At 71.1% G+C, this 24367-nt stretch carries 24 protein-coding genes; 11 read left to right on the forward strand and 13 right to left on the reverse strand.

Features of this window, described 5'->3' with window-relative positions:
- Positions 1 to 163 precede the first annotated feature (163 nt).
- The 4 genes from J2S55_RS22495 to J2S55_RS22510 all read left to right on the forward strand — a co-directional run bounded on the left by J2S55_RS22495 (position 164) and on the right by J2S55_RS22510 (position 4708).
- Entirely contained in the window at positions 164 to 1519 is a 1356-nt protein-coding gene (locus tag J2S55_RS22495) for an HD-GYP domain-containing protein (RefSeq protein WP_399963525.1), read from the forward strand.
- A gap of 111 nt (positions 1520 to 1630) precedes the next feature.
- Positions 1631 to 2914, forward strand: coding sequence for an HD-GYP domain-containing protein (locus tag J2S55_RS22500; RefSeq protein ID WP_306864383.1), 1284 nt, complete (start codon positions 1631 to 1633; stop codon positions 2912 to 2914).
- 200 nt (positions 2915 to 3114) lie between these two features.
- Positions 3115 to 4446: an acetyl-CoA carboxylase biotin carboxylase subunit gene (locus J2S55_RS22505; RefSeq protein WP_306864385.1), complete on the forward strand. Its 1332-nt coding sequence runs from the start codon at positions 3115 to 3117 to the stop codon at positions 4444 to 4446.
- 49 nt (positions 4447 to 4495) lie between these two features.
- A complete protein-coding gene (locus J2S55_RS22510) occupies positions 4496 to 4708 on the forward strand; it encodes a biotin/lipoyl-binding carrier protein (protein ID WP_306864387.1) in 213 nt (70 codons plus the stop codon).
- 291 nt (positions 4709 to 4999) lie between these two features.
- Here the strand turns inward: J2S55_RS22510 and J2S55_RS22515 are convergent, their stop codons facing one another.
- Positions 5000 to 5380: a thioesterase family protein gene (locus J2S55_RS22515; RefSeq protein ID WP_306864389.1), complete on the reverse strand. Its 381-nt coding sequence runs from the start codon at positions 5378 to 5380 to the stop codon at positions 5000 to 5002.
- Between the two features lie 23 nt (positions 5381 to 5403).
- Between J2S55_RS22515 and bsaP the strand changes: the two genes are divergently transcribed.
- Both bsaP and J2S55_RS22525 read left to right on the forward strand, forming a co-directional pair.
- Positions 5404 to 5586, forward strand: coding sequence for a biotin synthase auxiliary protein BsaP (bsaP, locus tag J2S55_RS22520; protein WP_306864392.1), 183 nt, complete (start codon positions 5404 to 5406; stop codon positions 5584 to 5586).
- Positions 5587 to 5955: 369 nt separating this feature from the next.
- The gene (locus J2S55_RS22525; RefSeq protein WP_306864394.1) at positions 5956 to 7635 is read left to right on the forward strand and encodes a serine/threonine-protein kinase; all 1680 of its coding nucleotides are present in this window, start codon (positions 5956 to 5958) and stop codon (positions 7633 to 7635) included.
- A gap of 299 nt (positions 7636 to 7934) precedes the next feature.
- Here J2S55_RS22525 and J2S55_RS22530 read toward each other — a convergent pair whose 3' ends face one another.
- The 6 genes from J2S55_RS22530 to J2S55_RS22555 form a co-directional block, all read right to left on the reverse strand.
- The gene (locus tag J2S55_RS22530) at positions 7935 to 9587 is read right to left on the reverse strand and encodes an acetolactate synthase (protein ID WP_306864396.1); all 1653 of its coding nucleotides are present in this window, start codon (positions 9585 to 9587) and stop codon (positions 7935 to 7937) included.
- Positions 9588 to 9818: 231 nt separating this feature from the next.
- A complete protein-coding gene (locus J2S55_RS22535) occupies positions 9819 to 10787 on the reverse strand; it encodes a thermonuclease family protein (RefSeq protein WP_306864399.1) in 969 nt (322 codons plus the stop codon).
- Positions 10788 to 10835: 48 nt separating this feature from the next.
- A complete protein-coding gene (gene bioB, locus J2S55_RS22540) occupies positions 10836 to 11831 on the reverse strand; it encodes a biotin synthase BioB (RefSeq protein WP_306864401.1) in 996 nt (331 codons plus the stop codon).
- A 35-nt stretch (positions 11832 to 11866) separates the two neighbouring features.
- A complete protein-coding gene (bioD, locus tag J2S55_RS22545; protein WP_306864405.1) occupies positions 11867 to 12589 on the reverse strand; it encodes a dethiobiotin synthase in 723 nt (240 codons plus the stop codon).
- Between the two features lie 75 nt (positions 12590 to 12664).
- Positions 12665 to 13384, reverse strand: coding sequence for a GntR family transcriptional regulator (locus J2S55_RS22550; protein WP_306864408.1), 720 nt, complete (start codon positions 13382 to 13384; stop codon positions 12665 to 12667).
- Between the two features lie 76 nt (positions 13385 to 13460).
- Positions 13461 to 14630, reverse strand: coding sequence for an 8-amino-7-oxononanoate synthase (locus J2S55_RS22555; protein WP_370879691.1), 1170 nt, complete (start codon positions 14628 to 14630; stop codon positions 13461 to 13463).
- Between the two features lie 59 nt (positions 14631 to 14689).
- Between J2S55_RS22555 and J2S55_RS22560 the strand changes: the two genes are divergently transcribed.
- A complete protein-coding gene (locus J2S55_RS22560; protein WP_306864414.1) occupies positions 14690 to 16153 on the forward strand; it encodes a sensor histidine kinase in 1464 nt (487 codons plus the stop codon).
- Between the two features lie 31 nt (positions 16154 to 16184).
- Here the strand turns inward: J2S55_RS22560 and J2S55_RS22565 are convergent, their stop codons facing one another.
- Together J2S55_RS22565 and J2S55_RS22570 are read right to left on the reverse strand one after the other, a co-directional pair.
- Positions 16185 to 16439, reverse strand: a complete 255-nt coding sequence (locus J2S55_RS22565) for a WhiB family transcriptional regulator (protein WP_306864416.1) — start codon at positions 16437 to 16439, stop codon at positions 16185 to 16187.
- A gap of 280 nt (positions 16440 to 16719) precedes the next feature.
- Positions 16720 to 17679, reverse strand: coding sequence for a diacylglycerol/lipid kinase family protein (locus J2S55_RS22570; RefSeq protein WP_306864419.1), 960 nt, complete (start codon positions 17677 to 17679; stop codon positions 16720 to 16722).
- 92 nt (positions 17680 to 17771) lie between these two features.
- Between J2S55_RS22570 and J2S55_RS22575 the strand changes: the two genes are divergently transcribed.
- A complete protein-coding gene (locus J2S55_RS22575; protein ID WP_306864422.1) occupies positions 17772 to 18140 on the forward strand; it encodes a hypothetical protein in 369 nt (122 codons plus the stop codon).
- Positions 18141 to 18171: 31 nt separating this feature from the next.
- On the opposite strand, the gene J2S55_RS22580 is transcribed toward J2S55_RS22575, so the two are convergent.
- The 3 genes from J2S55_RS22580 to sodN form a co-directional block, all read right to left on the reverse strand.
- Positions 18172 to 18951, reverse strand: coding sequence for an RNA polymerase sigma factor SigF (locus J2S55_RS22580; RefSeq protein ID WP_197048491.1), 780 nt, complete (start codon positions 18949 to 18951; stop codon positions 18172 to 18174).
- A gap of 17 nt (positions 18952 to 18968) precedes the next feature.
- Positions 18969 to 19394 carry an anti-sigma factor gene (locus tag J2S55_RS22585; RefSeq protein WP_370879692.1) on the reverse strand — a complete coding sequence of 142 codons (426 nt, stop codon included), beginning with the start codon at positions 19392 to 19394 and terminating at the stop codon, positions 18969 to 18971.
- A gap of 321 nt (positions 19395 to 19715) precedes the next feature.
- On the reverse strand, positions 19716 to 20117 hold the full coding sequence (gene sodN / locus J2S55_RS22590; RefSeq protein ID WP_306864426.1) for a superoxide dismutase, Ni: 402 nt from the start codon (positions 20115 to 20117) through the stop codon (positions 19716 to 19718).
- A 90-nt stretch (positions 20118 to 20207) separates the two neighbouring features.
- Between sodN and sodX the strand changes: the two genes are divergently transcribed.
- Positions 20208 to 20513, forward strand: coding sequence for a nickel-type superoxide dismutase maturation protease (sodX, locus tag J2S55_RS22595; protein ID WP_306864429.1), 306 nt, complete (start codon positions 20208 to 20210; stop codon positions 20511 to 20513).
- On the opposite strand, the gene J2S55_RS22600 is transcribed toward sodX, so the two are convergent.
- Entirely contained in the window at positions 20480 to 21025 is a 546-nt protein-coding gene (locus tag J2S55_RS22600; protein ID WP_306864431.1) for a CGNR zinc finger domain-containing protein, read from the reverse strand. The two genes, sodX and J2S55_RS22600, sit on opposite strands and share 34 nt — an antisense overlap.
- Before the next feature lie 277 nt (positions 21026 to 21302).
- Here J2S55_RS22600 and J2S55_RS22605 point away from each other — a divergent pair, with 277 nt between their 5' ends.
- Both J2S55_RS22605 and J2S55_RS22610 read left to right on the forward strand, forming a co-directional pair.
- Positions 21303 to 22508 carry an NAD(P)-dependent malic enzyme gene (locus J2S55_RS22605; protein ID WP_306864434.1) on the forward strand — a complete coding sequence of 402 codons (1206 nt, stop codon included), beginning with the start codon at positions 21303 to 21305 and terminating at the stop codon, positions 22506 to 22508.
- 370 nt (positions 22509 to 22878) lie between these two features.
- Positions 22879 to 24237: an NsdA family TPR-like regulatory protein gene (locus J2S55_RS22610; RefSeq protein WP_306864437.1), complete on the forward strand. Its 1359-nt coding sequence runs from the start codon at positions 22879 to 22881 to the stop codon at positions 24235 to 24237.
- Positions 24238 to 24367 lie beyond the last annotated feature (130 nt).

A 24367-nucleotide genomic window follows, 5' to 3' on the forward strand; every position in this document is an offset into this window, starting at 1 on the left:
GTTACGCTTTGCTTGCGATTCTCGGTCAGCCCCTCCGGGTCGGGCTCGCTTCTGTAGCCTGAGTTGCGAAAACGACATGGAGGCAGCGCATGTTGAAGGAAACGGTCAGCCCGGCACGTCTCGGGATCTCCTGGACTTGAGCACGCGCTCGTAGGACCCAAGGGTGGCCGCTTTGCGTGGACTGCCGTGGTTTGCCAAGGTCTACCTTGTCGCTGTGATCGGGGCGGCGGTCGCGCTCCTCGGATACAGCGTGGCGGTGAGCGGTCGTCTTGAGCGGCTCGACTGGTCGAACCTACTCGTACTGGCCCTGTTGTTCCTGGTGTGCGAGTCGGTGCCGACGCTGCTCAACGTCAAGCAGGCCGCGGTGTCGGTCAGCTTCTCGGCCGCGCTCGCCGCGGTGGTGCTCCTCGGTCCCGAGGGGGCGGCGCTGGTCGGCATGACGGCCGTCTTCAGCGTGCGGCCGGGGCTGCCGCTGGTGAAGCGGCTGTTCAACGGTGCCCAGTTCGCCATCTGCGGTTACGCAGCGGGCCGGGCCTACGAGTGGCTGGGGGGCACGGCGGGCCTGCCGACCATCGCCGGGTTCGACGATCTGATCGTGCCGTTCGCGGGCGCGGCGGCGGTCTTCGTCCCGCTGAACTTCGTCCTGATCGCGATCGTGCTCGTGCTCACCGGCCAGGCCGACCAGGTGCCGCTGCGGGGGGTGGCCCAGTTCATGGTCTCCTACCTGGGCTACGCCACCTTCGGCCTGCTGATCGCCGGGCTGTGGGCGACGGTCAGCTCGATCTCCGCGGTCCTCGTGCTGCTCCCGCTGTTCGTCGCCCGCTGGGCCTTCGGCCAATACCTCGCCCAGCAGCGCTCCTACGACGCCACCATCGCGGCGCTCTGCCAGGCGGTGGAGACCAAGGACTACTACACCCGTGGTCACTGCACCCGCGTCTCGCTGGCCTCGGGCATGATCGCCCAGGAGATCGGCATGGGGTCCGAGCGGCTGCGGGCGATCCGTTACGCCGGGATGCTGCACGACGTGGGCAAGCTGGGCGTGCCGACCAAGGTGCTGCAGAAGGACGGCCCGCTCACCGAGGAGGAGTTCGCCGCGATCCAGCTCCATCCGATGCGCGGGCTGGAGATCGTGCGCGGCATCGACTTCCTCGACGAGGCGTTCGCCGGGATCATGCACCACCACGAGCGGCAGGACGGTAAGGGATACCCGATGGGGTTGGCCGGGGAGGAGATCCCGGAGTTCGCCCGGATCATCGCGGTGGCCGACGCCTTCGACTCCATGACCTCCGACCGCTCCTACCGGGGGGCGCGCCCCGTGGAGGTGGCGATGGCCGAGCTCCGCAAGGGAGCCGGCACTCAGTTCGACCCGGTGATGGTGGTCGCGTTCATCAAGGCCGTCGACCGCGACGGCTGGGAGCCGCCGCGCAAGGTCGTCACGCCTCCGGCCGGCGAGGCGGAGACCACCACCAAGGACCACGACGACCCGACCATGCCCATCCAGGTGGTGTCGGAGCGGTGAGCCGCCGGGCGGGCGGGGCGAGGGTGAGGGCGGGCGCGACCATGGGCACAGAGCGGTGAGCCGCCGGGGCGGGGCGAGGGTGAAGGCGGGGGCGACCATGGAAGCAGGGCGATGAACGGCACCACCACCGCCACGCGGGCGTTCCAGCGGCTCGACTCGGGCCAGCTCCTGCTGATCTGCGCGGCGGGCCTGTTGGCGGTGACGGGGGTGGCGCACACCGCCGCCGCCGGGCTGCTCGACCCGGAGGTCGCCATCGGGTTCGGCGCGCTCATCGCGGCGGGGGAGCTGGCCAGGCTCACGATGCCGGGCAACCGGGAGGTGGCGCCGATCGGCGCGGCGGCCGCGCTCGGCTACACGCTGCTGCTGGACATGGGCGACGTCCCGGCGCGGCACTCGGCGCTCCAGGTCGTCGCGGTGCTGGCGGTCGGCATGGCCGCCGGGGCGCTGCCGCACCTGGCGGTGGGCCGCCCGCCCCGGCCGGACGCGATGGCGCGCAGGCTGCTCACCGGCGCGCTGCTGGCGGTGGCCTACCGGCCGTTGGCGGGGTCGCTGTTCGAGCTGACGAAGGGGCCCGAGGGCGGTTGGTGGCCCGCGCTCGGCGTGATGGCCCTGCTCCTACTGGTCATGGTGCTGGCGGACGTGCTGCTGGCCGCCGTGCTCCGGGCCGAGCAGGTGCGCGCGGCCTTCGGCGTGGCCCTCCGCGACGAGGCGCGGATGGCCACGCCGCTGTGGGCCGCCGTCGCCGCCTCCGGCATCCTGCTCGCCCTCGCCTCGCACAGCATGGACATGGCGGCGCTGCTGGTCTTCGCCGCGCCGCTGCTGGTCACCCAGGTCGCCTTCCGTAAATACGCCGGGATCCGGGCCACCTACCTCCAGACGGTCCGGGCGCTGTCGCGGGTCACCGAGGTCGGCGGCTACGTCGAGCCGGGGCATTCGCGCCGGGTCAGCCGCCTGGCGGTCGCGGTCGGGCGGGAGCTGGGCCTGGCCGAGCCCGAGCTACTGGAGCTGGAGTACGCCGCGCTCATGCACGACATCGGCCAGCTCTCGCTGCGCGATCCGATCCCCGGGGGCGCCACGGTGCTCACCGAGCCCGAGCAGGCCCGGCGCATCGCCGAACTCGGCGCGGAGGTGATCCGGCAGACCGGGGTGCTGGACCGGGTGGCCGAGATCGTCCGCCGCCAGTGCGATCCCTGCGCCGAGACGCCGCCGCTGGCCAGCCGCATCATCAAGGTGGCCAACGCCTATGACGACCTGGTCGGCGGCTCCACCGACCGGGACCGGGCCGGGGCCGCCCTCGAACGGCTCCGCCTCGGCGCCGGCGAGGAGTATGATCCACCGGTCGTCGAAGCGGCAGCCCGCGTCATCGACAGGTTGACTCCGTCGTACCGGATCTGAAAGATCTCCTTGCGGATCCGAACGATCGCCTCCCGGACCCGAAGGATCTCCCTTCCTGACCGGGTGGTCCCCGGGAGGGTTCCGATCCCGCGCGCTTGTGGGTTTCCTACAGATCACGTTCCCGTGATCGGTGGTTTCGGGCTTAGGGCTGTGCTAAGACCCCGATCATAGGGTGGAGCGGTCGAAAGGGGTCTGCCAACGTGTTCGAGTCTGTTCTGGTAGCCAATCGTGGCGAAATCGCACGGCGAATCATCCGCACGATCCAGCGCATGGGACTGCGAGCCATCGCGGTGTATTCCGAGGCCGACGCCGACCTGCCGTTCGTCCGGGAGGCCGACGAGGCGATCCTGCTCGGGCCGGCCAACCCGGCGCAGAGCTATCTCGACGCCGACAAGGTGCTTGAGGCCGCCCGCGTGTCGGGCGCCCAGGCCGTCCATCCGGGCTACGGGTTCTTCTCGGAGAACGCCGGATTCGCCCGGGCCGTCATCGACGCCGGTCTGACCTGGATCGGGCCCTCGCCCGAGGCGATCGAGCGGATGGGCGACAAGATCAACGCGCGTAACCTGATGGAGGCGGCGGGCGTGCCCGTCGCCGCCGGGACCCGCGAGCCGGTCACCGGGCTGGAGGAGGCCGTGGCCGCCGTCGCCGGGATCGGCTACCCGGTCATGGTCAAGACGGCGGGGGGCGGCGGCGGCATCGGCATGGGCGTCGCCCACGACGAGGCCGGGCTGGCCAAGGCGTTCGAGCAGGCGTCCAGGGCCGCCTCGCGCTTCGGCGGGACGCCCGCGATCCTGCTGGAGCGCTATATCGAGCACGCCCGCCACGTCGAGGTGCAGATCCTCGGCCTCGCCGACGGCACGGTCGTCGCGCTGGGCGAGCGCGACTGCTCGGTGCAGCGCCGGCACCAGAAGGTCGTGGAGGAGACGCCGTCCCCCGGCATCACCCAGGAGCTGCGCGAGCGCATGCTGGCGGCGGCCGTACGGGCGGGCGAGGCGGTCGGTTATCTCGGCGCGGGGACCGTGGAGTGCCTGGTCGACGCCGACAAGCAGGACTTCGTCTTCCTGGAGATGAACACCCGGCTCCAGGTGGAGCACCCGGTCACCGAGCTGGTCACCGGCGTGGACCTGGTCGAGCAGCAGCTGCTGATCGCCGCGGGCGAGAAGACCGCGCCGGAGGTGATCGCGCGCGGCCATGCGATCGAGTTCCGCGTCTACGCCGAGGACCCCAAGCGGTTCTTCCCTGGTCCCGGGAAGATCGACATCTGGACGGAACCGTCCGGCGAGGGCGTCCGGGTGGACTCCGGCTACACCGACGGCAACACGGTCACGCCGTTCTACGATCCGCTCATGGCCAAGCTGTGCGTGTTCGGGCAGACGCGGGCCGAGGCCCTGGAGCGCGCCCGGGCGGCCGTGGCGGGCTTCGAGATCGCGGGACCCAAGAACAACCTGCCGTTCTGCGCGGAGCTGCTGGAGCACCCCGAGTTCGTCGAGGGGACCTACGACACCGGACTGGTGGCTCGCATGCGGGCCTGAACAGGTCGGTCTGACACAGATGGATCACAGTGATTGATGGGAGTGTCCGGTGGCTGAAGTACGCGCAGAGATGGTGGCAAATGTCTGGAAGGTCCTCGTTTCCCAGGGCGACACCGTCGAGGACGGCGACACCCTGGTCATCCTTGAGTCGATGAAGATGGAGATCCCCGTCATCGCCGAGGACGACGGTGTGATCACCGAGATCAAGGTCGCCGAGGGCGACGTCATCCAGGAAGGCGACGTCATCGCCGTCATCGAGTAGCCTGCCCGGCCCCGCACCGTGCCGCGGCGCCGGTCACCGCCGCGCGTGCTCCCGCCGTACCGGCGCCGGTGAGAGTCCCGCGTGAGCGGTCCCGGCTCCGGTCGCATAGTGGGGCCCGGTTGGCGCACGGTGAGCGTGTGCGGCGGTTCCGGGTGGCGCGCGGTGGGTGTGGGACGGTGTGCGGCGGTTCCGGGTGGCGCGCGGTGGGTGTGGGACGGTGCGCGGTGGTTCCGGACGGTGTGCGGGGCGGTGTCGGGGGTGTCCCGGGCGGTGTGCGGTGAGCGCGGGCGGTCAGCGGGAGAGTCTGGCGATGAAGCGTTCGCGGTCGACGACCACGCGTTCGATCGTGCCGGTCGCGACGGTGGTGTGCCGGTCGGCGGCGGTGAAGGCGAAGACCAGACGGCGGCCGTCGACCTCGGTGAGCTCGGCGGCGATCTCGACGTGGGTGCCGACCGGGCTGGCCGCCAGGTGCTCCAGGACGACCTTGGTGCCCACGGAGGTCTGGCCGGGCTCCAGCGCGCCCGTGACCGCCCGGACGGTGGCCTGTTCGGCGAAGGCCAGCAGGCGGGGGGTGGCCAGGACGGGGACGTCTCCGCTGCCGACCACGGCCGCGGTGTCCTCCCTCTCGACCATGATGAGGAGCTGGGCGCGCAGGCCGGGAGTCAACGTCATGGGCGTCAGCATAAGGTGATCGGGTGACCCCCTACTGCGATCACTGCGGCCGCCCGGCGCACGAGGGCGAGCACGCGGGCTGCCGCGCCGCGCGCGCGATGGAGCCGCCGCGTTACTGTCCCCACTGCTGCCGGCGCATGGTGGTCCAGGTGACCCCCACCGGCTGGTCGGCGCGCTGCGCGGAGCACGGCACGCTGAGCGGCTGAGCCCCGGTTCCGTCGGCCGGGGCGGATCACCGCCCCGCGACGGACCGAGCACTGCTCTCCGGCCGCTAGTTTTATGTACGTTTTATGTACTCTTGTGGGGGATTCCAGGGTGGCCAAGGCTCCGTCGATGATCCGTGGGCGCCGGGGGCGGTGCGCGCCGACGGCTGCCTGGCAGCTCTTGCCGTAAAAGTGCGCAACCTATACAAGTACGCTTAAAAGTCCTGAGTTTTGTGCGATGCTACGGCACGCGTCTTGTTTGTGAGGCATACGGCTTGCAGGGTTTCGTTACGTTGCCGTGACGTTGGCGCGATACAAATCCGCTTTGTTGGAGAACCCTGGGGTGGGAGCGGAGAGGGTTACGGGGGAGTCATGGTGGCCCAAGGCACGACGCTGGCGGGGCGGTATCGGCTGGATACCCGCATCGGCGCCGGCGGTATGGGCGAGGTGTGGCGCGGTGAGGACACCGTCTTGGCCCGCACCGTCGCGGTCAAGGTGCTGCTCCCGGGCCGTACTGACGACCCCGGCTTCCTGGTGCGCTTCCAGGGCGAGGCCCGGGCGATGGCGACGATCAACCACCCCGGGGTCGTAGACGTCTACGACTACGGGATTCACGAGGTGCCCGGCGCGGGGGCGACGGCATATCTCGTGATGAAGTTCGTGGACGGCGAGCCGCTCGACCGGCTGCTCGGGCGGCTGGGGAGCATCGCCCCCGGGCCCGCGATGGAGCTCATCGCCCAGGCGGCCTCCGCCATGCAGGCCGTCCACGACCAGGGCATCGTCCACCGGGACATCAAGCCCGGCAACCTGATGGTCCGCTCCGACGGCACACTCGTGCTCACCGACTTCGGCATCGCCAGGTCGGACGCGGCCAGCAGGCTGACCGACGCCGGCATGGTGCTCGGCACCGCCGCCTACTGCGCGCCCGAGCAGGCCGAGGGCGCGCCGGTCACCCCCGCGGTCGACATCTACGCGCTGGGCGTGGTGGCCTACGAGTGCCTGGCCGGGCAGCGGCCCTTCGACGGCGACACCCCGGTCACGATCGCGCTCAAGCACATCCGCGAGATGCCGCCGCCACTGCCGCCGCACATCCCTCCCGCGGTCCGGGCCCTGGTGGAGCGGGCCCTGTCCAAGGACCCGGCCCGGCGCTTCCCCAGCGCCGCCGCGATGAGCACCGCCGCCAGGCAGGCGGCGCGCCTCGGGCCGGAGACCGGCTCGACGATGGCGCCGCCGCTCCCGCCCGCCGGCGCGGTGCAGGCCGGCTGGGAGGGCGCCGCACCGCCGCAGACCGGCCGGCACGGAGCCCCTCCGCAGGCCGACCGGTCCGAGGCGCCGCTGCCGCAGACCGGCTGGCAGGGGGCCATGCCTCCGGCGGGCCCGCAGGGGGCCGTGCCGCCCGAGACGGCGCCATCGCCCGGCCCGGCCACGCAAGCGGTCCCGCAGGGCCGTGGCCGCCGCGGCGCGAAGCGGCCCCGGAGGAAGGGCGGGCTGCTGGCGGTCTCCGCGGCGGCGGCCGTGATGTGCGTCGGGCTCGTCGCCCTGGCGATCAACGGGATGGCGGCCTCCACGGTGTCCAACACCCAGACGACGAAGCCCGAGCCGCTGCCCAGCGTGAGCGGTTCGCCGAGCCCCACGAAGACCAGGTCCTCCAAGCCCCCCAGGCCGAGGCAGACCGCCACCGCCCCGGCCGAGCAGCCCACCCGCCCCACCCGCACGCCCACACCCACCCCGACCCCCACCCCGACGCCCACACCCACCCCGACGCCGACCCCGACGCCCACACCCACCCCGACGCCGCTGCCGAAGCGGAAGGTGCCCGACGTCACGGGCATGGCGCCGGACATGGCCAGGAGCGAGCTGCAGAAGGCGGGCCTGAAGCCGAAGACGTCTGACAGCGCCGACCTCGACCGCACCCAGTGCATGAGGGTGGTCGAGCAGCATCCGCCCGGCGGGACCATGTGGGACCCGAGGAAGCCGGTGGAGATCGTCGTGGCCAACTACGGCTGCCCGTCCAGCCCGGCGCCCACCCCGACCTCGACGCCCAGCCCCTAGACGAGCAAGACCTGAGCCGTTCGGGTGCGGGGACGGCGAGCCGCGGAGACGGCGAAGGGGGTCGACGACCTGTCTGTGACGGCAGCCGTCGACACCCTTCTCGCCGCGCGGTGACTGGTCCGGCAGGCCGGCCCGCATCGGACCTCCGCCGGAGCCGGCCGGTGCCGAACCGCTGACCTCGGCGGTGGCCCAGGCCCTGCCCGGGGTCCGGCCGACCCCACCCCGGCCATACCCGGCCGCCCCCGTCCGGCCTCGGCGCGGCTGGGTCCCCGCCGTGGCGGGGCCCCAGCCGGCGCCGTTCAGACCCCGGTGGTGTTGCGGGGGTAGGCGACCGACGGGTCGGTGGCGATGTTGACCATGTACGGGACGCCGGAGTCGAAGGCGCGCAGCAGCGCCGGGCCGATCTGCGACGGGTCGGTGACCAGCTCGCCGCCGCCGCCCAGAGCGGTCACCACCTGGTCGTAGCGGCACTGCGGCTGGAGCTCGGCCGCCACGTCGTAGCCGTAGAGCATCTGCATGGGGTGCTTCTCCAGTCCCCACATGCCGTTGTTGCCGCAGATCATCACCACCGGCAGGCGGTGCCGTACGAGCGTGTCCACGTCCATCAGCGAGAAACCGGCCGCGCCGTCGCCGAGCAGCAGCACCACCTGCGAGGAGGGCCGCGCCACCCGGGCGGCGATGGCGTAGCCCAGGCCGGTGCCCAGGCAGCCGTACGGGCCCGGGTCGAGCCAGTTGCCGGGCTGCTTGGGCTCGACGTATTTGCCGGCGTAGGAGACGAAGTCGCCGCCGTCGCCGATCACCACGGCGTCGTCGGCGAGGACCTTGGCCAGCTCGCCGTAGATGCGCATCGGGTGGATCGGGTCGGAGCCGGAGGCCAGCAGGTCCGCGTCGGCGGCGATGGCCGCCGACGCGGCCTCCGACAGCTTCGACAGCCACGGCGCGTAGGACGCGGGGGAGACGCCGGCCTGGTTGCAGGCCGTACCCAGCCCCCAGAAGACCAGCGACAGGTCGCCGGCGGCGGTCCCGGAGGGCTCGATGTGCGTGGTGAGCTGCGACGGGGCGTCGGCCAGGTGCACGACCCTGGCGAGCGGGGCGCCGTCCTTGCCGCCGAACCAGCCGTAGCCGAGGCGGAAGTCCAGCGGGGCGCCCGCCACGATCACCAGGTCGGCCTGGGTGAGGGCCAGCCCTCGGGCCCGGGTGACCAGCAACTCGTGCCCGGCGGGCAGGATGCCGCGGCCCTGGCCGTTGGGGATGACCGGCAGGCGGAACTCCTCGGCGAAGCCCCGGGCGACCTCCTCGGCGCGGTCCATCCACACGTCCGAGCCGAGCACCAGCACCGGGCGCTCGGCCTCGGCGAGCAGGCGGGCGATCCCGGCGAGGGAGTCGGGGTCGGGCTCCAGCGGTGACGGGGTCAGCGTCTCGGTGACGTGGTCGGGCGGGGGCGCGGCCGCGAACAGGTGGTCCATGTGGAAGTCGAGGAAGACCGGGCCGCGGTGCGGGGCCAGGGCCGTGCGGAAGGCCATCTCCACGTCTTCGGCGACGGAGTCGGGGCCGGAGCCGGTGAAGGCCAGTTTGGTGATCGGCGCGAACAGCGGCGGGTGGTCGATCTCCTGCAGCGCGCCGGAGCCCCAGCGTGAGCGCGGTGCCCGGCCTCCCATGACCACGACGGGGGAGCCGTTGAAGTGCGCGGTGGCCACGCCGCTGACGCCGTTGGTGACGCCGGGGCCGGCGGTGAGCACGGCCAGTCCGGGTCTGCGGGTCAGCCGGGCGGTCGCCTCGGCGGCGAAGACCGCGCTCTGCTCGTGCCGCACGTCGAGGATGGGCATGCCCTCGTGGACCGCCCCGTCATACAGCGGGAAGACGTGCCCACCGGACAGGGTGAACATGGTCTCGATTCCATAGGCCTTGGAGACGGCGACCGCGATGTCACCTGCGTGCTTTGGGGACTCCATACCGCGCAACCTACCAGTCAGTCACTTAGCCGGACAGGGGTTCTTCACCCTGCCCAGATTCCTCCCACCTAACGCTGCCAGCGCATATTCGCCCCGTCCGGCGGCCCCGGCCGCACGGCCCCGGTCGCCCGGCACGCGCCGACGACCGGGCCGGCCCGGACGGCCCGACCGGCCCGTGCGGCCCCGCGGTCACCGGTCCGCGCCGGCCGACCCGGACGGCCGGGCCGGCGTCTACAGCGGTGGGACCGACCAGCCCTTCTCCGCCCACAGGGGCGCGTGCTCGGCGTTGACGAACAACCGGTCCTCCGGCTGCGGGATCCGGTGGTAGCTCTGCGGGTGGAGCAGCTCGGAGGAACTGTCGGACAGGTCGAGGACATACCGGTCAGGCGCCCGCCGCCCGGCCAGATAGCGCAGCTCGAAGGCGTGCAGCCGCAACGGGTCCGCCGGGTTCCAGACCCCGAGACCCGTCTGGCGTGCCTGCCGTACCGACTCGCGGGCCCGGCCCAGCGCGCCCGCCTCCGCCACCGTGCGGGCCGTCCCGGGAGCCGGTACGGCCTGCGCCACCCGGTTCTCCTGCCGGACGAAGGGGTCCACGTTGGGCCAGATGAAGTAGGGCATCGCGTGCCCGCCGGCGAGCAGCCGCTCGTTGTACGGGGCGGGCCTGGGCCGGAGCTTCTGGTCCCGGTTGACGTAGCACAGCAGCCTGCCGTACCGGTCGAGGACCTCGTGCGCGAAGGCCAGCCGGAACTTGAAGGTCTCACCGTCGAGGCCCTGCTCGGCGATGTCGGAGCTGATCATGTCTCTGAGCGCCTGCGTGGACGGGCCGCCGAGCTCGGCGTGGTTGCGCGCGGTGGTCGGGCCGAGCCTGCCCAGCAGATGATCGTGGAGTGCGGCGCGCAGCGGCAGCGGCTCGAAGCCCGGCGCGAACGGGTCGGCCAGGAAGTCGGTCCAGGCCGGGTGTGAGATCTTGACGAAACCCCTGGGCAGGTCGGGGACGACGGAGCTGCGGGGCAGCTCGAAGCTGACCTCGGGGGCGTCCACGCCGAGCAGGCGCACGCCGAAGTTGCCGTCGGCGGCGATGTTGATCGTGTCACCGTCGTGCACGACCTTGTCGACGGGCTGCGGGGCTCCCGCCGACCGCGCGAGGAGCGCGTGTCCGACGGTGATACCGGGAACGGGCTGTTCGATCGCCTTGGCCATGCTCACATCATGAACGCCCGTCCGCGGCACGTCATGGCATCAGTGCTCTCAGAGCGTGTCGGAGAGCGCCTTGATCGGCATCTTCAGGTCGACCAGCAGGTCGAGGTCCGCCTCGGCGGTCCGGCCGAGGGTGGTCAGGTAGTTGCCCACGATGATCGCGTTGATCCCGCCGAGCATGCCGTCGCGGGTGCCCAGGTCGCCCAGGGTCAGCTCGCGGCCGCCGGCGTAGCGCAGGATCGTGCGGGGCAGCGCGAGCCGGAAGGCGGCGATCGTCCTGAGCGCCTCGGAGCCCGAAAGGAGGGGCAGCGACTCGAAGGGCGTGCCGGGGCGCGGGTTGAGGAAGTTCAGGGGCACCTCGTCGGGCTGCAGCTCGCCGAGCTGCCCGGCGAACTCCGCCCGCTGCTCCAGGCTCTCGCCCATGCCCACGATGCCCCCGCAGCACAGCTCCATCCCGGCCTCGCGCACCATCAGGCAGGTGTCCCAGCGCTCCTGCCACGTGTGGGTGGTGACGACCCTGTCGAAGTGCGACCTCGCGGTCTCCAGGTTGTGGTTGTAGCGGTGCACGCCCATCCCGGCCAGCTCGTCGACCTGGGCCTGGGTGAGCATGCCCAGCGAGCAGGCGACGTTGATGTCGACCGCCTCCTGGATCGCCTTGACCCCCTCGCGGACCTGGTCCATCAGCCGCCGGTCGGGGCCGCGCACCGCGGCCACGATGCAGAACTCGGTCGCGCCGGTCGCCGCGGTCTCCCTGGCCGCCTGGACGAGGGAGGGGATGTCGAGCCAGGCCGCGCGGACCGGGGAGGTGAACTGACCCGACTGGGAGCAGAAGTGGCAGTCTTCCGGGCAGCCGCCGGTCTTGAGGGAGATGATCCCCTCGACCTCCACCTCGGGGCCGCACCACTTCATCCGCACCTCGTGCGCGAGCCCCAGGAGGTCGGCGAGGCGGTCGTCGGGCAGTTCGAGGCAGCGCAGCACCTGCGCGGCGTCGAGTCCCCGGCCCTCCTCCAGGACCTGTGTCCGGGCGATCTCAAGAATGTCGCTCATGCTGCTCCGTTCTCCGTCCGATCTCCGGCCGTCGTCTACGGCAAGAGCCTAAGGGCCCTCCGGAAGGCAGAGGGGTCGAAACCGCCGCCCAGCACCGGGCTCAGGCCGGCGTGGGCGGTCCGGGCGAAGTCCTCCCGGCCGAGGGCTCCGGCCCCCTCCGGGAGCACGCCGGCCAGCGGCCGGGCGGCCAGCATCTCCAGGTCCGCCACGTTGCACCGCTCGGCCAGGTCGGGGGCGGCCGGCCAGGAGCCGATCACCACCCCGGCCGGCTCCAGCCCGCGATGGGCCATCGCCTCCAGCGTCAGCGCGGTGTGGTTGAGCGTGCCCAGCGCCGCCCGGGTCACCAGGAGCACCGGCGCGGAGAGCTCCCGGGCCAGGTCGGCCAGAGTCGCCCCCTCCTCGTCGAAGCGGACGAGCAGCCCGCCCGCCCCTTCGACGACCACCAGGCGGTGCGACTCGGCCAGCTCCTCGATCCGGGCGGCCGCCTGGGTGAGGGAGACCGGCGGCAGGCCCGCCGTGCGGGCGGCCGCCGCCGGGGACAGCGGGTCAGGGAACCTGGCGAACTCGAACGTCGAGGTCACCCCGGACAGCCGGATGACGTCGTCGAGGTCTCCGGGTTCCGTCTCGCCCACCCCGGTCTGAGCGGGTTTCACCACCGCGACCGGGACGCCCCGCTCTCTGGCGAGCGAGGCCACGGCCGCGGTGACGATCGTCTTTCCCACTCCGGTGTCGGTCCCGGTGACCACGAGAATGCTCACGCACCTCACCTTAGGCGGCTGTGGCCTTCCGCGGCCCGGACTCACAGCCCGGACGCGGACCGCCCGCCGGAGACCTCAGGGGCGGCGCAGCCGGGTGACGAACTTGTAGCGGTCGCCGCGGTAGAGGGACTGGGCCCACTCCACCGGGTTGCCGTCGGCGTCGAAGGCGTGCCGGGTGAGCAGCAGCATCGGCAGGCCGACGTCGACGCTCAGCACCTGCGCGTCGTACGGCGTGGCCAGCACGGTCTCGATGATCTCCTCGGCGTCGGTCAGCCGCACGTTGTAGGCGTTGTGCAGCGTCTCGTACAGCGAGGAGTGCACCTCCAGCTCGCGCCGGAGCCGGGGGAAGCGCCGGGCCGACAGGTGGGTGGTGTCGATCGACATCGGCTCGCCGTTGGCCAGGCGCAGCCGGTGGATGCGCAGCACGCGGCCGCCGGGGTTGATCGCCAGCCGGCGGGCCAGGGGCTCGTCGGCGGTGATGTAGCTGATATCGAGGATCTTGGTGTCGGGTTCGAGGCCGACCGTCCGCAGGTCGCCGGTGTATGAGGTGAGCTGGAGGACCTGGGCGACCTTGGGCTGCGCGACGAACGTCCCCTTGCCCTGGATGCGCACCAGGCGGCCCTCGACCACCAGCTCCGACAGGGCCTGGCGCACGGTGGTGCGCGACGTCTCGAAGCGCACCGCCAGGGTCCGCTCGGGGGGCAGCGCGCTGCCCGCCGACAGGCTCTTGGTCAGCGCGAGCAGGCTGCGTTTGACGTCGTAGTACTTAGGAATCCTGGGGGAGTCGTCCGTCACGTCGGCACCTCACCTGACGGCTCGGAAACGGCGTGGCCGGAGGTGCCGTGCCCGCCGGCTCGCCCGCTTCGCTCACTCACATGGTCACCTTCATCTCGGCCACGGCGGTGAGCGCACCCCTGATCACCGCTAGATCTTCGGAACTCAGATTGGCCCGCGCGGTCAACCGCAGGCAAGAGCGGCCGACCGGCACTGAGGGCGGCCGGAAACATCCGGCGCGCACTCCGCGTTCCGCACAGATGAGGGCGGCCCGCAGTGCGCTCTCGGGTGGGCCGAGCACGATCGGGACGACCGCACCCGCCGGATCGTTGGTCTCCAGGCCGAGTTCGCGGGCCATCGAGGCCAGCTCTCTCGCTCTGGTCCGCACGCATCCGGGCAGTTCGGGCTGGTTTTGAAGGATATCCACAGCGGCGAGTGCCGCCGCCACGCTGCCGGGGGCGAGGCCGGTGTCGAAGATGAACGAACGGCCCGTGTCTATCAGGGTCTCGATCACCTCCGGGGCCCCGAGCACGGCTCCGCCCTGGGAGCCCAGGGACTTGGAGAGTGTGACCGTTCTCACAACGCCCGGCTCGGCCGCCAGGCCCGCGGCGTGCACGGCTCCCCGGCCGTGGGGGCCGATGACGCCGATCGAGTGGGCTTCGTCCACGATCAGCAGCGCGCCCTGCCGTACGGTCGCCGCGTGCAGCTCCGCCAGCGGCGCCAGGTCGCCGTCGACGGAGAAGACCGCGTCGGTGACCACTATCGCGTGCTCCTCGTCCCGGTCGGCCAGGGCCTTCTCCACGGCCGTCACGTCCTTGTGCGGGGTGACCACCACACGCGAGCGGGACAGGCGGCAGGCGTCCACGATGGAGGCGTGGTTGCCCGCCTCGGAGACCACCAGCGCGCCCCTGCCCAGGGCCGCCACGGCCGCCAGGTTGGCCAGATAGCCGGAGGAGAACACCAGCGCGCCGCGGGCCCGGGTGAAGGCGCACAGCCGCGCCTCCAGCTCGGCGTGGAGCGCGGTGGAGCCGGTGACCAGGCGGGAGCCGGTCGAGCCGGTGCCCCAGACCCGGGTGGCCTCCGTCGCCGCCTCGATCAGCCGCCGGTCCCTGGCCAGCCCGAGGTAGTCGTTGGAGGCCAGGTCGATCAGGCCGTCGTCGTCCGGCGTCCGGGCGCGCAGGCTACGCTTCAGCCCCGCGGCCTCCCGCGTGCCCGCGGCCGTGCGCAACCGTGCCAGCGGATCTGGGGTCTGCTCCATAGCGGGCATCTTGCCAGCCGGACCCGCCCGATTCGCGTTTGGGCCCGCAAAGAACGCATGATGCACGAGTGCCGACTCTAAGCGACCTGGTAGTCCGTCATACCGCGCTCGACGATGCCGACCTCGAGTGGATGCACTCGCTGGTCTCCGACTGGCAGCTGCTGGCCGACCTGTCGTTCGCCGATCTCATCCTGTGGATCCCGCTCAGGGAGAGATCGGGCTGGATCGCCATCGCGCAGATGCGGCCCACCACGGGCCCCACCGTCTATCACGACGACATCGTGGGGATGACGGTGGCCAAGGGGGAACGGGCGCTCATCGACACCGCCTGGGACGAGCGGCGGATCTGCCGGGAGGGCGATCCCGACTGGTCGAGCGGGGTGCCGGTGCGCGAGGAGACCATCCCGGTACGGCGGGCCGACCACTTCCTGGGCGTGATCCAGCGTTCGACGAACCTGTCGTCGGCGCGCACTCCCTCACGGCTTGAGCTCACCTACCTGCAGAGCGCCTCCGACCTGGCCCAGATGGTGGCCGAGGGGCGCTTCCCCTTCTCCGGCGCCGAGCCGATCCTGGTCCGCTCGCCGCGCGTGGGCGACGGGCTGCTCCGGCTCGACCGGGCGGGCCGGGTCACCTACGCCTCGCCGAACGCGCTGTCGGCCTACCGGCGGCTGGGGCTCAACGCCGACCTGGTCGGCGCCGAGCTGGGCCGCACCACCGCCACCCTCTGCTACTCCGACGAGCCCATCAACGAGAACCTGATGATCGTGGCCAGCGGCCGGGAGCCCAGGGAGACCGAGGTCGAGTCGGGCGGCACGGTCGTGCAGCTGCGGGCGATCCCGCTGGTGGTCGGCGGCGGGCGGATCGGCGCGCTGGTGCTCATCCGCGACGTGACCGAGCTGCGGCGCCGTGAGCGGGAGCTGATGACCAAGGACGCCACCATCAGGGAGATCCACCACCGGGTGAAGAACAACCTGCAGACGGTGGCCGCGCTGCTGCGGCTGCAGGCCCGGCGGCTGCAGCAGCCGGAGGGGCGCGAGGCGCTGGAGGAGGCGGTGCGCAGGGTCGGGTCGATCGCGATCGTGCACGAGACGCTGTCGCACACGCCCGACGAGCAGGTGGACTTCGACGACATCGCCGACCGCGTGATCGCGATGACGGGCGAGGTGGCGGCGCCGGAGGCGCAGGTCGTGCCGCGCCGGATCGGGACGTTCGGGGTGCTGCGCTCGGAGATCGCGACGCCGCTGGCGATGGTCCTCACCGAGCTGCTGCAGAACGCCGTCCAGCACGGGCTGGCACACCGGCCGGGCAAACTTCAGGTGATCGTTTCGCGGGGGGCCGACCGGCTCGACGTCATCGTCTCCGATGACGGGACCGGTCTGCCGGAGGGCTTCGACCTGGAGTCGTCCACCAGTCTCGGCCTGCAGATCGTGCGCACGCTGGTCGTCGGGGAGCTGTCCGGGCGGCTGGCCATCGAGCCCCGGCAGGGCGGCGGTACGGAGGTCACCCTAGGCATTCCCCTCCCCGCGGTCTGAGCCGGGCCGGGGAGGGGCGCTTTCTCGCCGGTCAGACGTTCGCGCGGGTGCGGGCGCGGGCGGTGCGGCGCTTGAAGGCGCGGCGCTCGTCCTCGCTCAGGCCGCCCCAGACGCCGGCGTCCTGCCCGGATTCCAGGGCCCACTTCAGGCATGCTTCACTTACAGTGCACGTACGGCAGACCTGCTTGGCCTCTTCGATCTGCATCAGGGCGGGGCCGGTGTTGCCGATCGGGAAGAACAGCTCGGGGTCCACGTCACGGCAGGCAGCGCGGTGGCGCCAGTCCATGCGTCCACTCCTTCGTAAGAGGAGCCCTTGCTGCGGCTCCGTCGGCTCACTTTGTGAAGACTTTCACTAACCAGCGCGAACAATTACCCGAGCCTTGTTCGGTCGGGGGCAGGTTCACTTGATCGTCGGTGGCCTGGGAGCGAGGTGGCCGCTCAAAGGTCCTACGTTCCGACGTCAATGTTGAGATTGTCAGCCACGCTCAGTACATGCAAGAGGTTTGGGAGAACGTTTTGCCGGATATGCATGTCGGATGCGTCACACAATGACCGCATGTAACGAGTCAGACCAAAACTTGTAACGCGTTCGGGATAGACCGGAACGTCACTCGCTCGACTTCGCCCAGGTAGTCGCCGTCGAGCTGGAAGGCCACCGGGCGCTCGGCGGTCAGCGTGAACTCCCGCTCGTCGTGGAGCTGGACCAGGTGGCGGCCGTTGGGCAGGGTGTCGCGGACCCCCATGATCTGGGGCATCAGGCGGAGCATCGACGGCAGGCCCAGGCGCTGCAGTCCCAGCAGGTCGAGGCCCGTCTCGAAGCTCGCCCACGGGGTCGGGCAGACCGGCTGGGAACCCACGTAGGTCCACGGCGAGGTGTTGGAGACGACCGCCATGAAGATGTGCCCGGCCCGGGGCACGTCGGGGCCCTCGACGGCCATGGCGGCATGGCGCTTGTCGGTCGTCAGATAGTGGTGCAGCGCGGTGTTCACATAGCGGGTGGGAGTGGCCTTGCGGCCGGTGCCGCGCATCCCCTCGACCGCCCGGATCACCTCGGCGTCATACCCCAGGCCACTACAGAAGGTGAAATATCGGCTTTCGTCATCCCAGATCGCCTGACCAAGCCCGACGGTCCGCCGCCGATCGTCACGGATCGCCTCGAGCACCGCGCCGACCGCCTCCACCGGGCTGTTCGGCAGCCCGAGCGCCCGCGCGAACACGTTCGCGCTGCCACCGGGGATGACCAGCAGCGCCGGCCGCTCCGAGGCGTCCCCGTCGGCGCCGCTCCTGCCGTCCTCCGCGTCGAGCAGGCCGTTCACGGCCTCGTTGATCGTGCCGTCGCCGCCCAGCACGGCCACCACGTCGAACCCTGAGGCATGGGCCTTGCGGGACAGAAGGGCCGCGTGCCCACGGTAGGCGGTCTCCTCCACCTTGAGATTCATGGTGGCGCTCAGTGCCCTGATGAGCACGTCCCGCGTCCGCTGGTTGGTCGACGTCGCCTTGGGGTTCACCAGGAGCATCGCGCGCATAATGCCAGCGTATCCGCCGATAACGGCACTGCGGCTGCGGAAATCAGGCCGGGCTGCCCCGGCGATAGGGTTGGGATGTGTCGAATCGCCCGATGACCCTCACCGTCGCCGCCGTCGTCATGGGGCTGGAAGGCCTCATCACCCTGGTGCTCGGCGGCTACGCCGGAGTCGAGACGGTGATCGGCCAGCCGTCCGACGTGCTGAGCTCGATCTTCGTCGCCGGCTTCGGGATCCTGGTCGGCGTGGTCCTGCTCTGGGTGGGCTGGGGCATGCTGCAGGCCGAACGGTGGACGCGGAGCCTGGGCGTGCTGGCCCAGATCTTCGCCACCGTGATCGGCATCACGCTGATCCAGTCCGACCAGCAGACCATCGGCATCCCGCTCATCGCCGTGGCAGTGATCGGACTGGTCGCGCTGCTGTCGCCGCCGACGACGCAGGCCCTCTACGGGGACCAGGACTGACCCGGTCTCCTCGGTCGTCCGCGGGCGGGGCCTAGTCTTCCGCGGTCAGGCCCTCACGGAGCTGGGCCAGGGTCCTGGCCAGCAGCCGGGACACGTGCATCTGCGAGATGCCGAGCTCGGTGGCGATCTGGGACTGGGTCATGTTGCCGAAGAACCGCAGCAGCAGGATCCGCTTCTCGCGCGGCGGCAGCCGTTCGAGCAGCGGTTTGAGCGACTCGCGGTATTCGACACCCTCCAGGGAGTCGTCCACGATGCCGAGGGAGTCGGCCACCGCGGGCGCGTCGTCGTCACCGGAGTCGGGTGCGTCGAGGGAGACCGTGGAATAGGCGTTGGCCGACTCCAGCCCCTCCAGCACCTCCTCCTCGCTCATCTTCAGGAACGCCGCGAGCTCGCCGACGGTGGGCGCGCGTCCCTCGCGCTGCGAGAGCTCGCTTATCGCCTTGGTCAGCGAGAGCTTGAGCTCCTGCAGGCGGCGCGGCACGCGGACCGCCCAGCCCTTGTCGCGGAAGTGCCGTTTGATCTCGCCCACGATCGTCGGGGTGGCGTAGGTGGAGAACTCCACCCCCCGGCCGAGGTCGAAGCGGTCGATCGACTTGATCAGGCCGATGGTCGCGACCTGGGTGAGATCGTCAAGCCACTCGCCCCGGTTGCGGAACCGGCGGGCGAGATACTCCACCAGGGGAAGGTGGAGCTCGACGAGTTCGTCACGGATACGCTGGCGCCGCGAGTCGTCGGGGGTCAACTCCGCCAGTTCCGCGAAGAGCAGGCGCGCGCGCACCCGGTCGGGCACCGCGTGGTCGCTGGCGGCCATGGCACGAGTCCTTTCCGTCACGCCGGCCTCGCCGCGCCTCGGCGCTTGCGTAGCACGATCGCCATGCGGTCGGGGGAGTCGGTTACGGCATCCACGTCGTCAGCCAGGGCGGTGAGCACCATCCACGCGAAGTCGTCGCGCTTCGGCGCGGAACTCCCGACCGTGCTGACCTCGACCCGGATCTGCATCAGCTGCCCGGTGAGCTCGAACTCGGCGACCAGATCGGTGCCGGGCACGGCCTGGGTCAACAACATCGCGCACGCCTCGTCGACCGCGATCCGCAGATCCTCGATCTCGTCGAGCGTGAAGTCCAGCCGTGCGGCCAGTCCGGCGGTCGCCGTACGTAGCACGGACAGATAGGCACTCGCGGCCGGCAGCCGGACGCTCACCACGTCCCGGATCCCACCCATACCGACCGCGGGTGTCTCGGTGTGTTCGGTCACGTTCCTCCTCGCAGAGTCGCTGACTGCAACCTACAGCCCCGAGAGGGTGGTTGGCCCAATTGGACTCGCGATCGGGGCGATTTGAACACCTCAAGAACACCCTAAGACGCCTGAATGGGGCGTCTCAACAGCTCAGGCCCCGTGGGGTCGCACTCCTCACGGGGCCTGTCCGTTTAATCGCGACGCTGCGCGTCGCGGCTCGGGTGCTGATAACCGGTGGCTTCCCTCGTCGCTCGTCCGCTGCGCTCCCTCGCTCCTCGGTCCAGCTCACCGGCGCACCCTCGCGGGTCAATCGCGACGCTGCGCGTCGCGGCTCGCCGCTCAGGCGGCCTTGGTCGCCCAGAAAATCTTGGAAATCTCGTCGATCTTGGCCAGCAGGTCGTCGGCCTGCTTCGGGTCGACGGTGCCCTTGCCGCCCGCGGCGCCGGCCAGCTTGGTGGCGTCCCAGAAGAGCTGGTGCAGCTGGGGGTAGGTCTCCAGGTGCGGGGGCTTGAAGTAGTCGGTCCACAGCACCCACAGGTGGTGCTTGACCAGCTCGGCCCGCTGCTCCTTGATGATGAGCGCGCGGGTGCGGAAGACCGGGTCCTCGTTGGCGACGTACTTCTCCATGATCGCCTTGACGGACTCGGCCTCGATGCGGGCCTGGGCCGGGTCGTACACGCCGCAGGGCAGGTCACAGTGGGCGGACGCGACGTGCTTGGGTCGCAGAAGTCGTGCGAGCATCGGAAAATCCTTCCTTGATGCTGAGATCAGCATGGTCCAGTACCGACCTTACTCGTCTTCGAAAAGCCCGTGTGTAAGGGGGTTGCGCCCGTGAGAGTCCGTGTCGACGGGGATTCGATGCTGCCCGCGCTGCGCTCCGGGGACTGGCTCTGGGTGCGCCGCGGCGCCCGGATCAGGCCGGGAGATCTGGTCGTCGCCCGGCTCCCCGCCGACCCGTCGCGGCTGATCGTCAAACGGGCCGCCTGGGAGGCGGACGGGGGATGGTGGCTGGAGAGCGACAACCAGCGGGCCTCCGGCCGCCGTGACAGCTGGGACTTCGGCGCCGTGCCGCCGTCGCTGCTCGTCGGCCGGGTGGTGCTGCGCTACTGGCCGTTGACCTTCCGGCGGGCGCGGTAGGCGGCCACGTTCGCCCGGCTGGCGCACCGCTCGGAGCAGTAGCGCCGCGAGCGGTTGGAGGAGGTGTCGAGGTAGGCCCGGCGGCAGGGCGGCGCCTGGCAGAGACCGAGCCGGTCCACGCCGAGGTCGGTCACGATGGTGGCCAGGCCCATGACGGCGCCCACGGCGTACTGGTCGGCCATCCGGCCGCCCTCGGTGAGGTGCAGGTGCCAGCGCTCGCCGTCGTGGCCGGAGATCTGCGGCTGGACCGGATGCTGGATCAGCAGCGAGTTGAGCCGGTCGACCACGTCCTGCTCGTCGCCGCCGGCGGCGGACTCGAACACGGTCACCAGCTCTTCGCGCAGGTCACGCAGGGCGTCGAGATCGCCCCGGGTGATGCGGCAGCCGGGACGGTAACGGCGGCCCTCCTCCAGGAGGGCGCGCAGCCCGTCCAGACCGGTCAGTCGGTCGGGGCTGTTGATGAGCAGCACAGCCAACTCGGCGTAGGAGGTCAGATCCACCGGGCGGTCCATCGATGTAAGAGACGAATGGGGCTCTGAGTATTACACGCACGGAGGGGCTGCACCATGTCAATGAACTAGGCCGACATCATGTCAACGGAAGTGAGCAATCTCTGTCACCGGTGAGAGTCTCACCATGTGGCACAATCGAGCGACGGGTGACCCCCGTACCCCTCCAGACGACCGTTCTCAGCGAGCGGGCCCGAGCGGCTACCGAAGCCGGGCCACGCCCGCCACGGCGTCTCCGAAGGAACCAATCCGTCTGTCTGACTGAACTACAGGGGTCGCTGTGGCTGTTACGCCATCCTCCATCTCCATCTCCTCCGAATCCCTCGAAGCCCTCGACCTGGATCCGGCCTTCGCCCTGCACCGCGGCGGCAAGCTGGAGACCCGCTCCACTGTCCCGGTCAACAACGCCGACGACTTGGCGCTCGCCTACACCCCCGGGGTGGCGAGGGTCTGCACCGCGATCGCCGAGCAGCCCGAGCTCGTCAACGACTACACCTGGGTGTCCAACGTGGTCGCCGTCGTCTCTGACGGCACCGCCGTGCTCGGGCTCGGCGACATCGGGCCCGCCGCCGCCATGCCGGTGATGGAGGGCAAGGCCCTGCTGTTCAAGCAGTTCGCCGGTGTCGACGCGGTGCCGATCTGCCTCGACTGCACCGAGGTGGACGCGCTGGTCGAGACGGTGGTGCGGCTCGCGCCCTCCTTCGGAGGCATCAACCTCGAGGACATCAGCGCGCCGCGCTGCTTCGAGGTCGAAGACCGGCTGCGCGGACTCCTGGACATCCCCGTCTTCCACGACGACCAGCACGGCACCGCGATCGTCGTGCTGGCGGCGCTGACCAACGCCGCCCGGCTGACCGGCCGCTCACTGGGCGACCTGCGGGCCGTGGTGGCGGGCGCCGGAGCCTCCGGCGTGGCGGTCAGCCGCATCCTGCTCAACGCGGGCATCGGTGACATCGCGGTGTCCGACTCCAAGGGCCTGATCCACCAGGGCCGCGACGGCCTCAACCCGGTGAAGGAGGCGCTGGCGCGCGACACCAACCGGGCCGCCCTGCGGGGCTCCACGGAGGAGGCGCTGGCCGGTGCCGACGTGTTCGTCGGGCTCTCGGGCTCGACGGTGTCGGAGGCGGCCATCGCTTCGATGGCGCCCGGCGCGATCGTCTTCGCGCTGTCCAACCCGGAGCCCGAGGTGCACCCGGCGGTCGCCGGCCGGCACGCCCAGGTGGTGGCGACCGGCCGCTCCGACTTCCCCAACCAGATCAACAACGTGCTGGCCTTCCCCGGCGTCTTCCGGGGGGCGCTCGACGTCCGCGCCACCACCATCACCGAGAACATGAAGGTGGCCGCGGCCCAGGCGCTGGCCGCGGTGGTCGGCGACGATCTGTCGGCCGACTACGTGATCCCGAGTCCCTTCGACGGACGCGTGGCCCCCGCGGTCATCGCCGCGGTGGCCGCGCAGGCCCGCGCCGACGGGGTCGCCCGCCTCTAGCCGTCTTTGGCGGCGCCGTCCCCGTCCGCGGGCGTCGGTCCCGTCCCTGTCCCTGTCCCCGTCCGTCCGCGGGCGTCGGTCCCGGCCTGTATCCAGGTCCGGGCCCGTCCGCGCCGACGGCGCCGCTACCAGTGCAGCCCTTCGGGCGCGTCCGCGAAGACCTCCGGATCCGCCTGTGAAGACGCCTCTCGCCCGATCGGGCAAGAGGCGTCTTCTGCTTTTGGGAAATTCAAAAAACAGTCACGGATCGTGCTATAAAAAAAGCTCTCCGTCACCTATCGGGCAAGAGTGTGCACGAGGGACGGATACGGGCGCAGGGGGGCGCGGACGGGTTCCGGCGCCCCGGCGGCTTCTCACGGTGAGGAGAGCGGTGGAACGCGAGCCCAACCAATTGCTTCAGCGACTCATCGCTGAAGCGGGTTTCACACACAAAGGACTGTCCCGCAGGGTCAACGACCTCGGCGCGGCCCGGGGTCTGCCAGGCCTGAAGTACGACCACAGCTCCGTGCTGCGCTGGATCGGCGGCCGGCGGCCGAGGGATCCGGTGCCGGGACTGCTGGCGGAGATCTTCGCACTCCGGCTCGGCCGGACGGTCAGCCCGGAAGATCTCGGTCTGCCGGTCGTCTCGACCCCTTCCGACCTCGGGCAGGAGTTCACACATACATGGCAGGAGGGGATCGCGACCGTGACGGCACTGTGGCGGGGAGATGTTGAGAGACGCAGGTTCCTGCTCGATTCGACCTTCGCGATCGGGGCCGGGTCCGCCGGTGCCCTGCGCTGGCTGACCCTCCCGCTGGAGAGCCGTCCCGTCGCGGGCGGCGCCCGGCGGGTGGGCATGGCCGACATCGAGGCGATCCGGGAGGTCACCCGGTCCTTCGGCGAGCTGGACAACAGGTTCGGCGGCGGCAGGGTCCGCTCGGCGGTCGTGAAATATCTGGACACGGCGGTCGCGCCGCTGCTCAGTGACGGCTCCTACGGCGAGAGCACCGGCAAGGCGCTGGCGTCGGCCGCGGCCGAGCTGACCCGGCTGGCCGGATGGATGGCCTACGACCTGGAGCAGCACGGTCTGGCCCAGCGTTACCTGATCCAGGCGCTGCGCCTGGCCCGGGGGGCGGGGGACCACGGACTCGGCGGTGAGATCCTCGCCGGGATGAGCCACCAGGCCCTCTACATAGGGCAGCCCGCGCACGCCCTCGACCTGGCGCGCGCCGCGCAGCTGTCGGCCCGTCGCGCCGGGGTCTTCGCCCTGCTGGCGGAGGCGCAGGTGCTGGAGGCCCACGCCCACGCCCTGATGGACGACCGGGGGGCCTGCGCCAACTCCCTGCACGGCGCCGAGCTGGCCTTCGACCAGCGCGAGGCCGGTGACGAGCCCGACTGGATCGCCTACTTCGACGAGGCTTACCTGTCGGCCAAGTTCGCCCACTGCTTCCGCGACCTGGGCGACGGGCCGGGGGCGGTACGGCACGCGACGCGGTCGCTGGACATGGACGGGCGCTACGTCCGCGGGCGCATGTTCAACCTGTCGCTGCTGTCGGCGGGGCTGCTCGGGTGCGGCGAGGTGGAGCAGGCCTGCGTGGCCGCCGGTCAGGCGCTGGAACTGGCCGGGGGGCTGCAGTCGGCCCGCACCCAGTCATACGCCGCCGACCTGCGGCGGCGGCTGGCCCCCTTCGCCGGCGAGCCCGCCGTGCGGGAGCTGAACGAGCGGACCAGGGAGTTCAGTCTCGCCTGAGGCCGTGTCACCGCAAGCTCCGGGGACCGCAGGCTCCCGGGTGGGACATGGGGGAAAAGGCCGAGGGGCCCGGCAGAAGCCGGGCCCCTCGGATGGAGCAAGGTGAGTTCGAGGTTTGGACCCCCGGACT

Origin of the sequence: Streptosporangium brasiliense (assembly GCF_030811595.1) — a bacterium.
In the GTDB taxonomy this organism is placed as follows: domain Bacteria; phylum Actinomycetota; class Actinomycetes; order Streptosporangiales; family Streptosporangiaceae; genus Streptosporangium; species Streptosporangium brasiliense.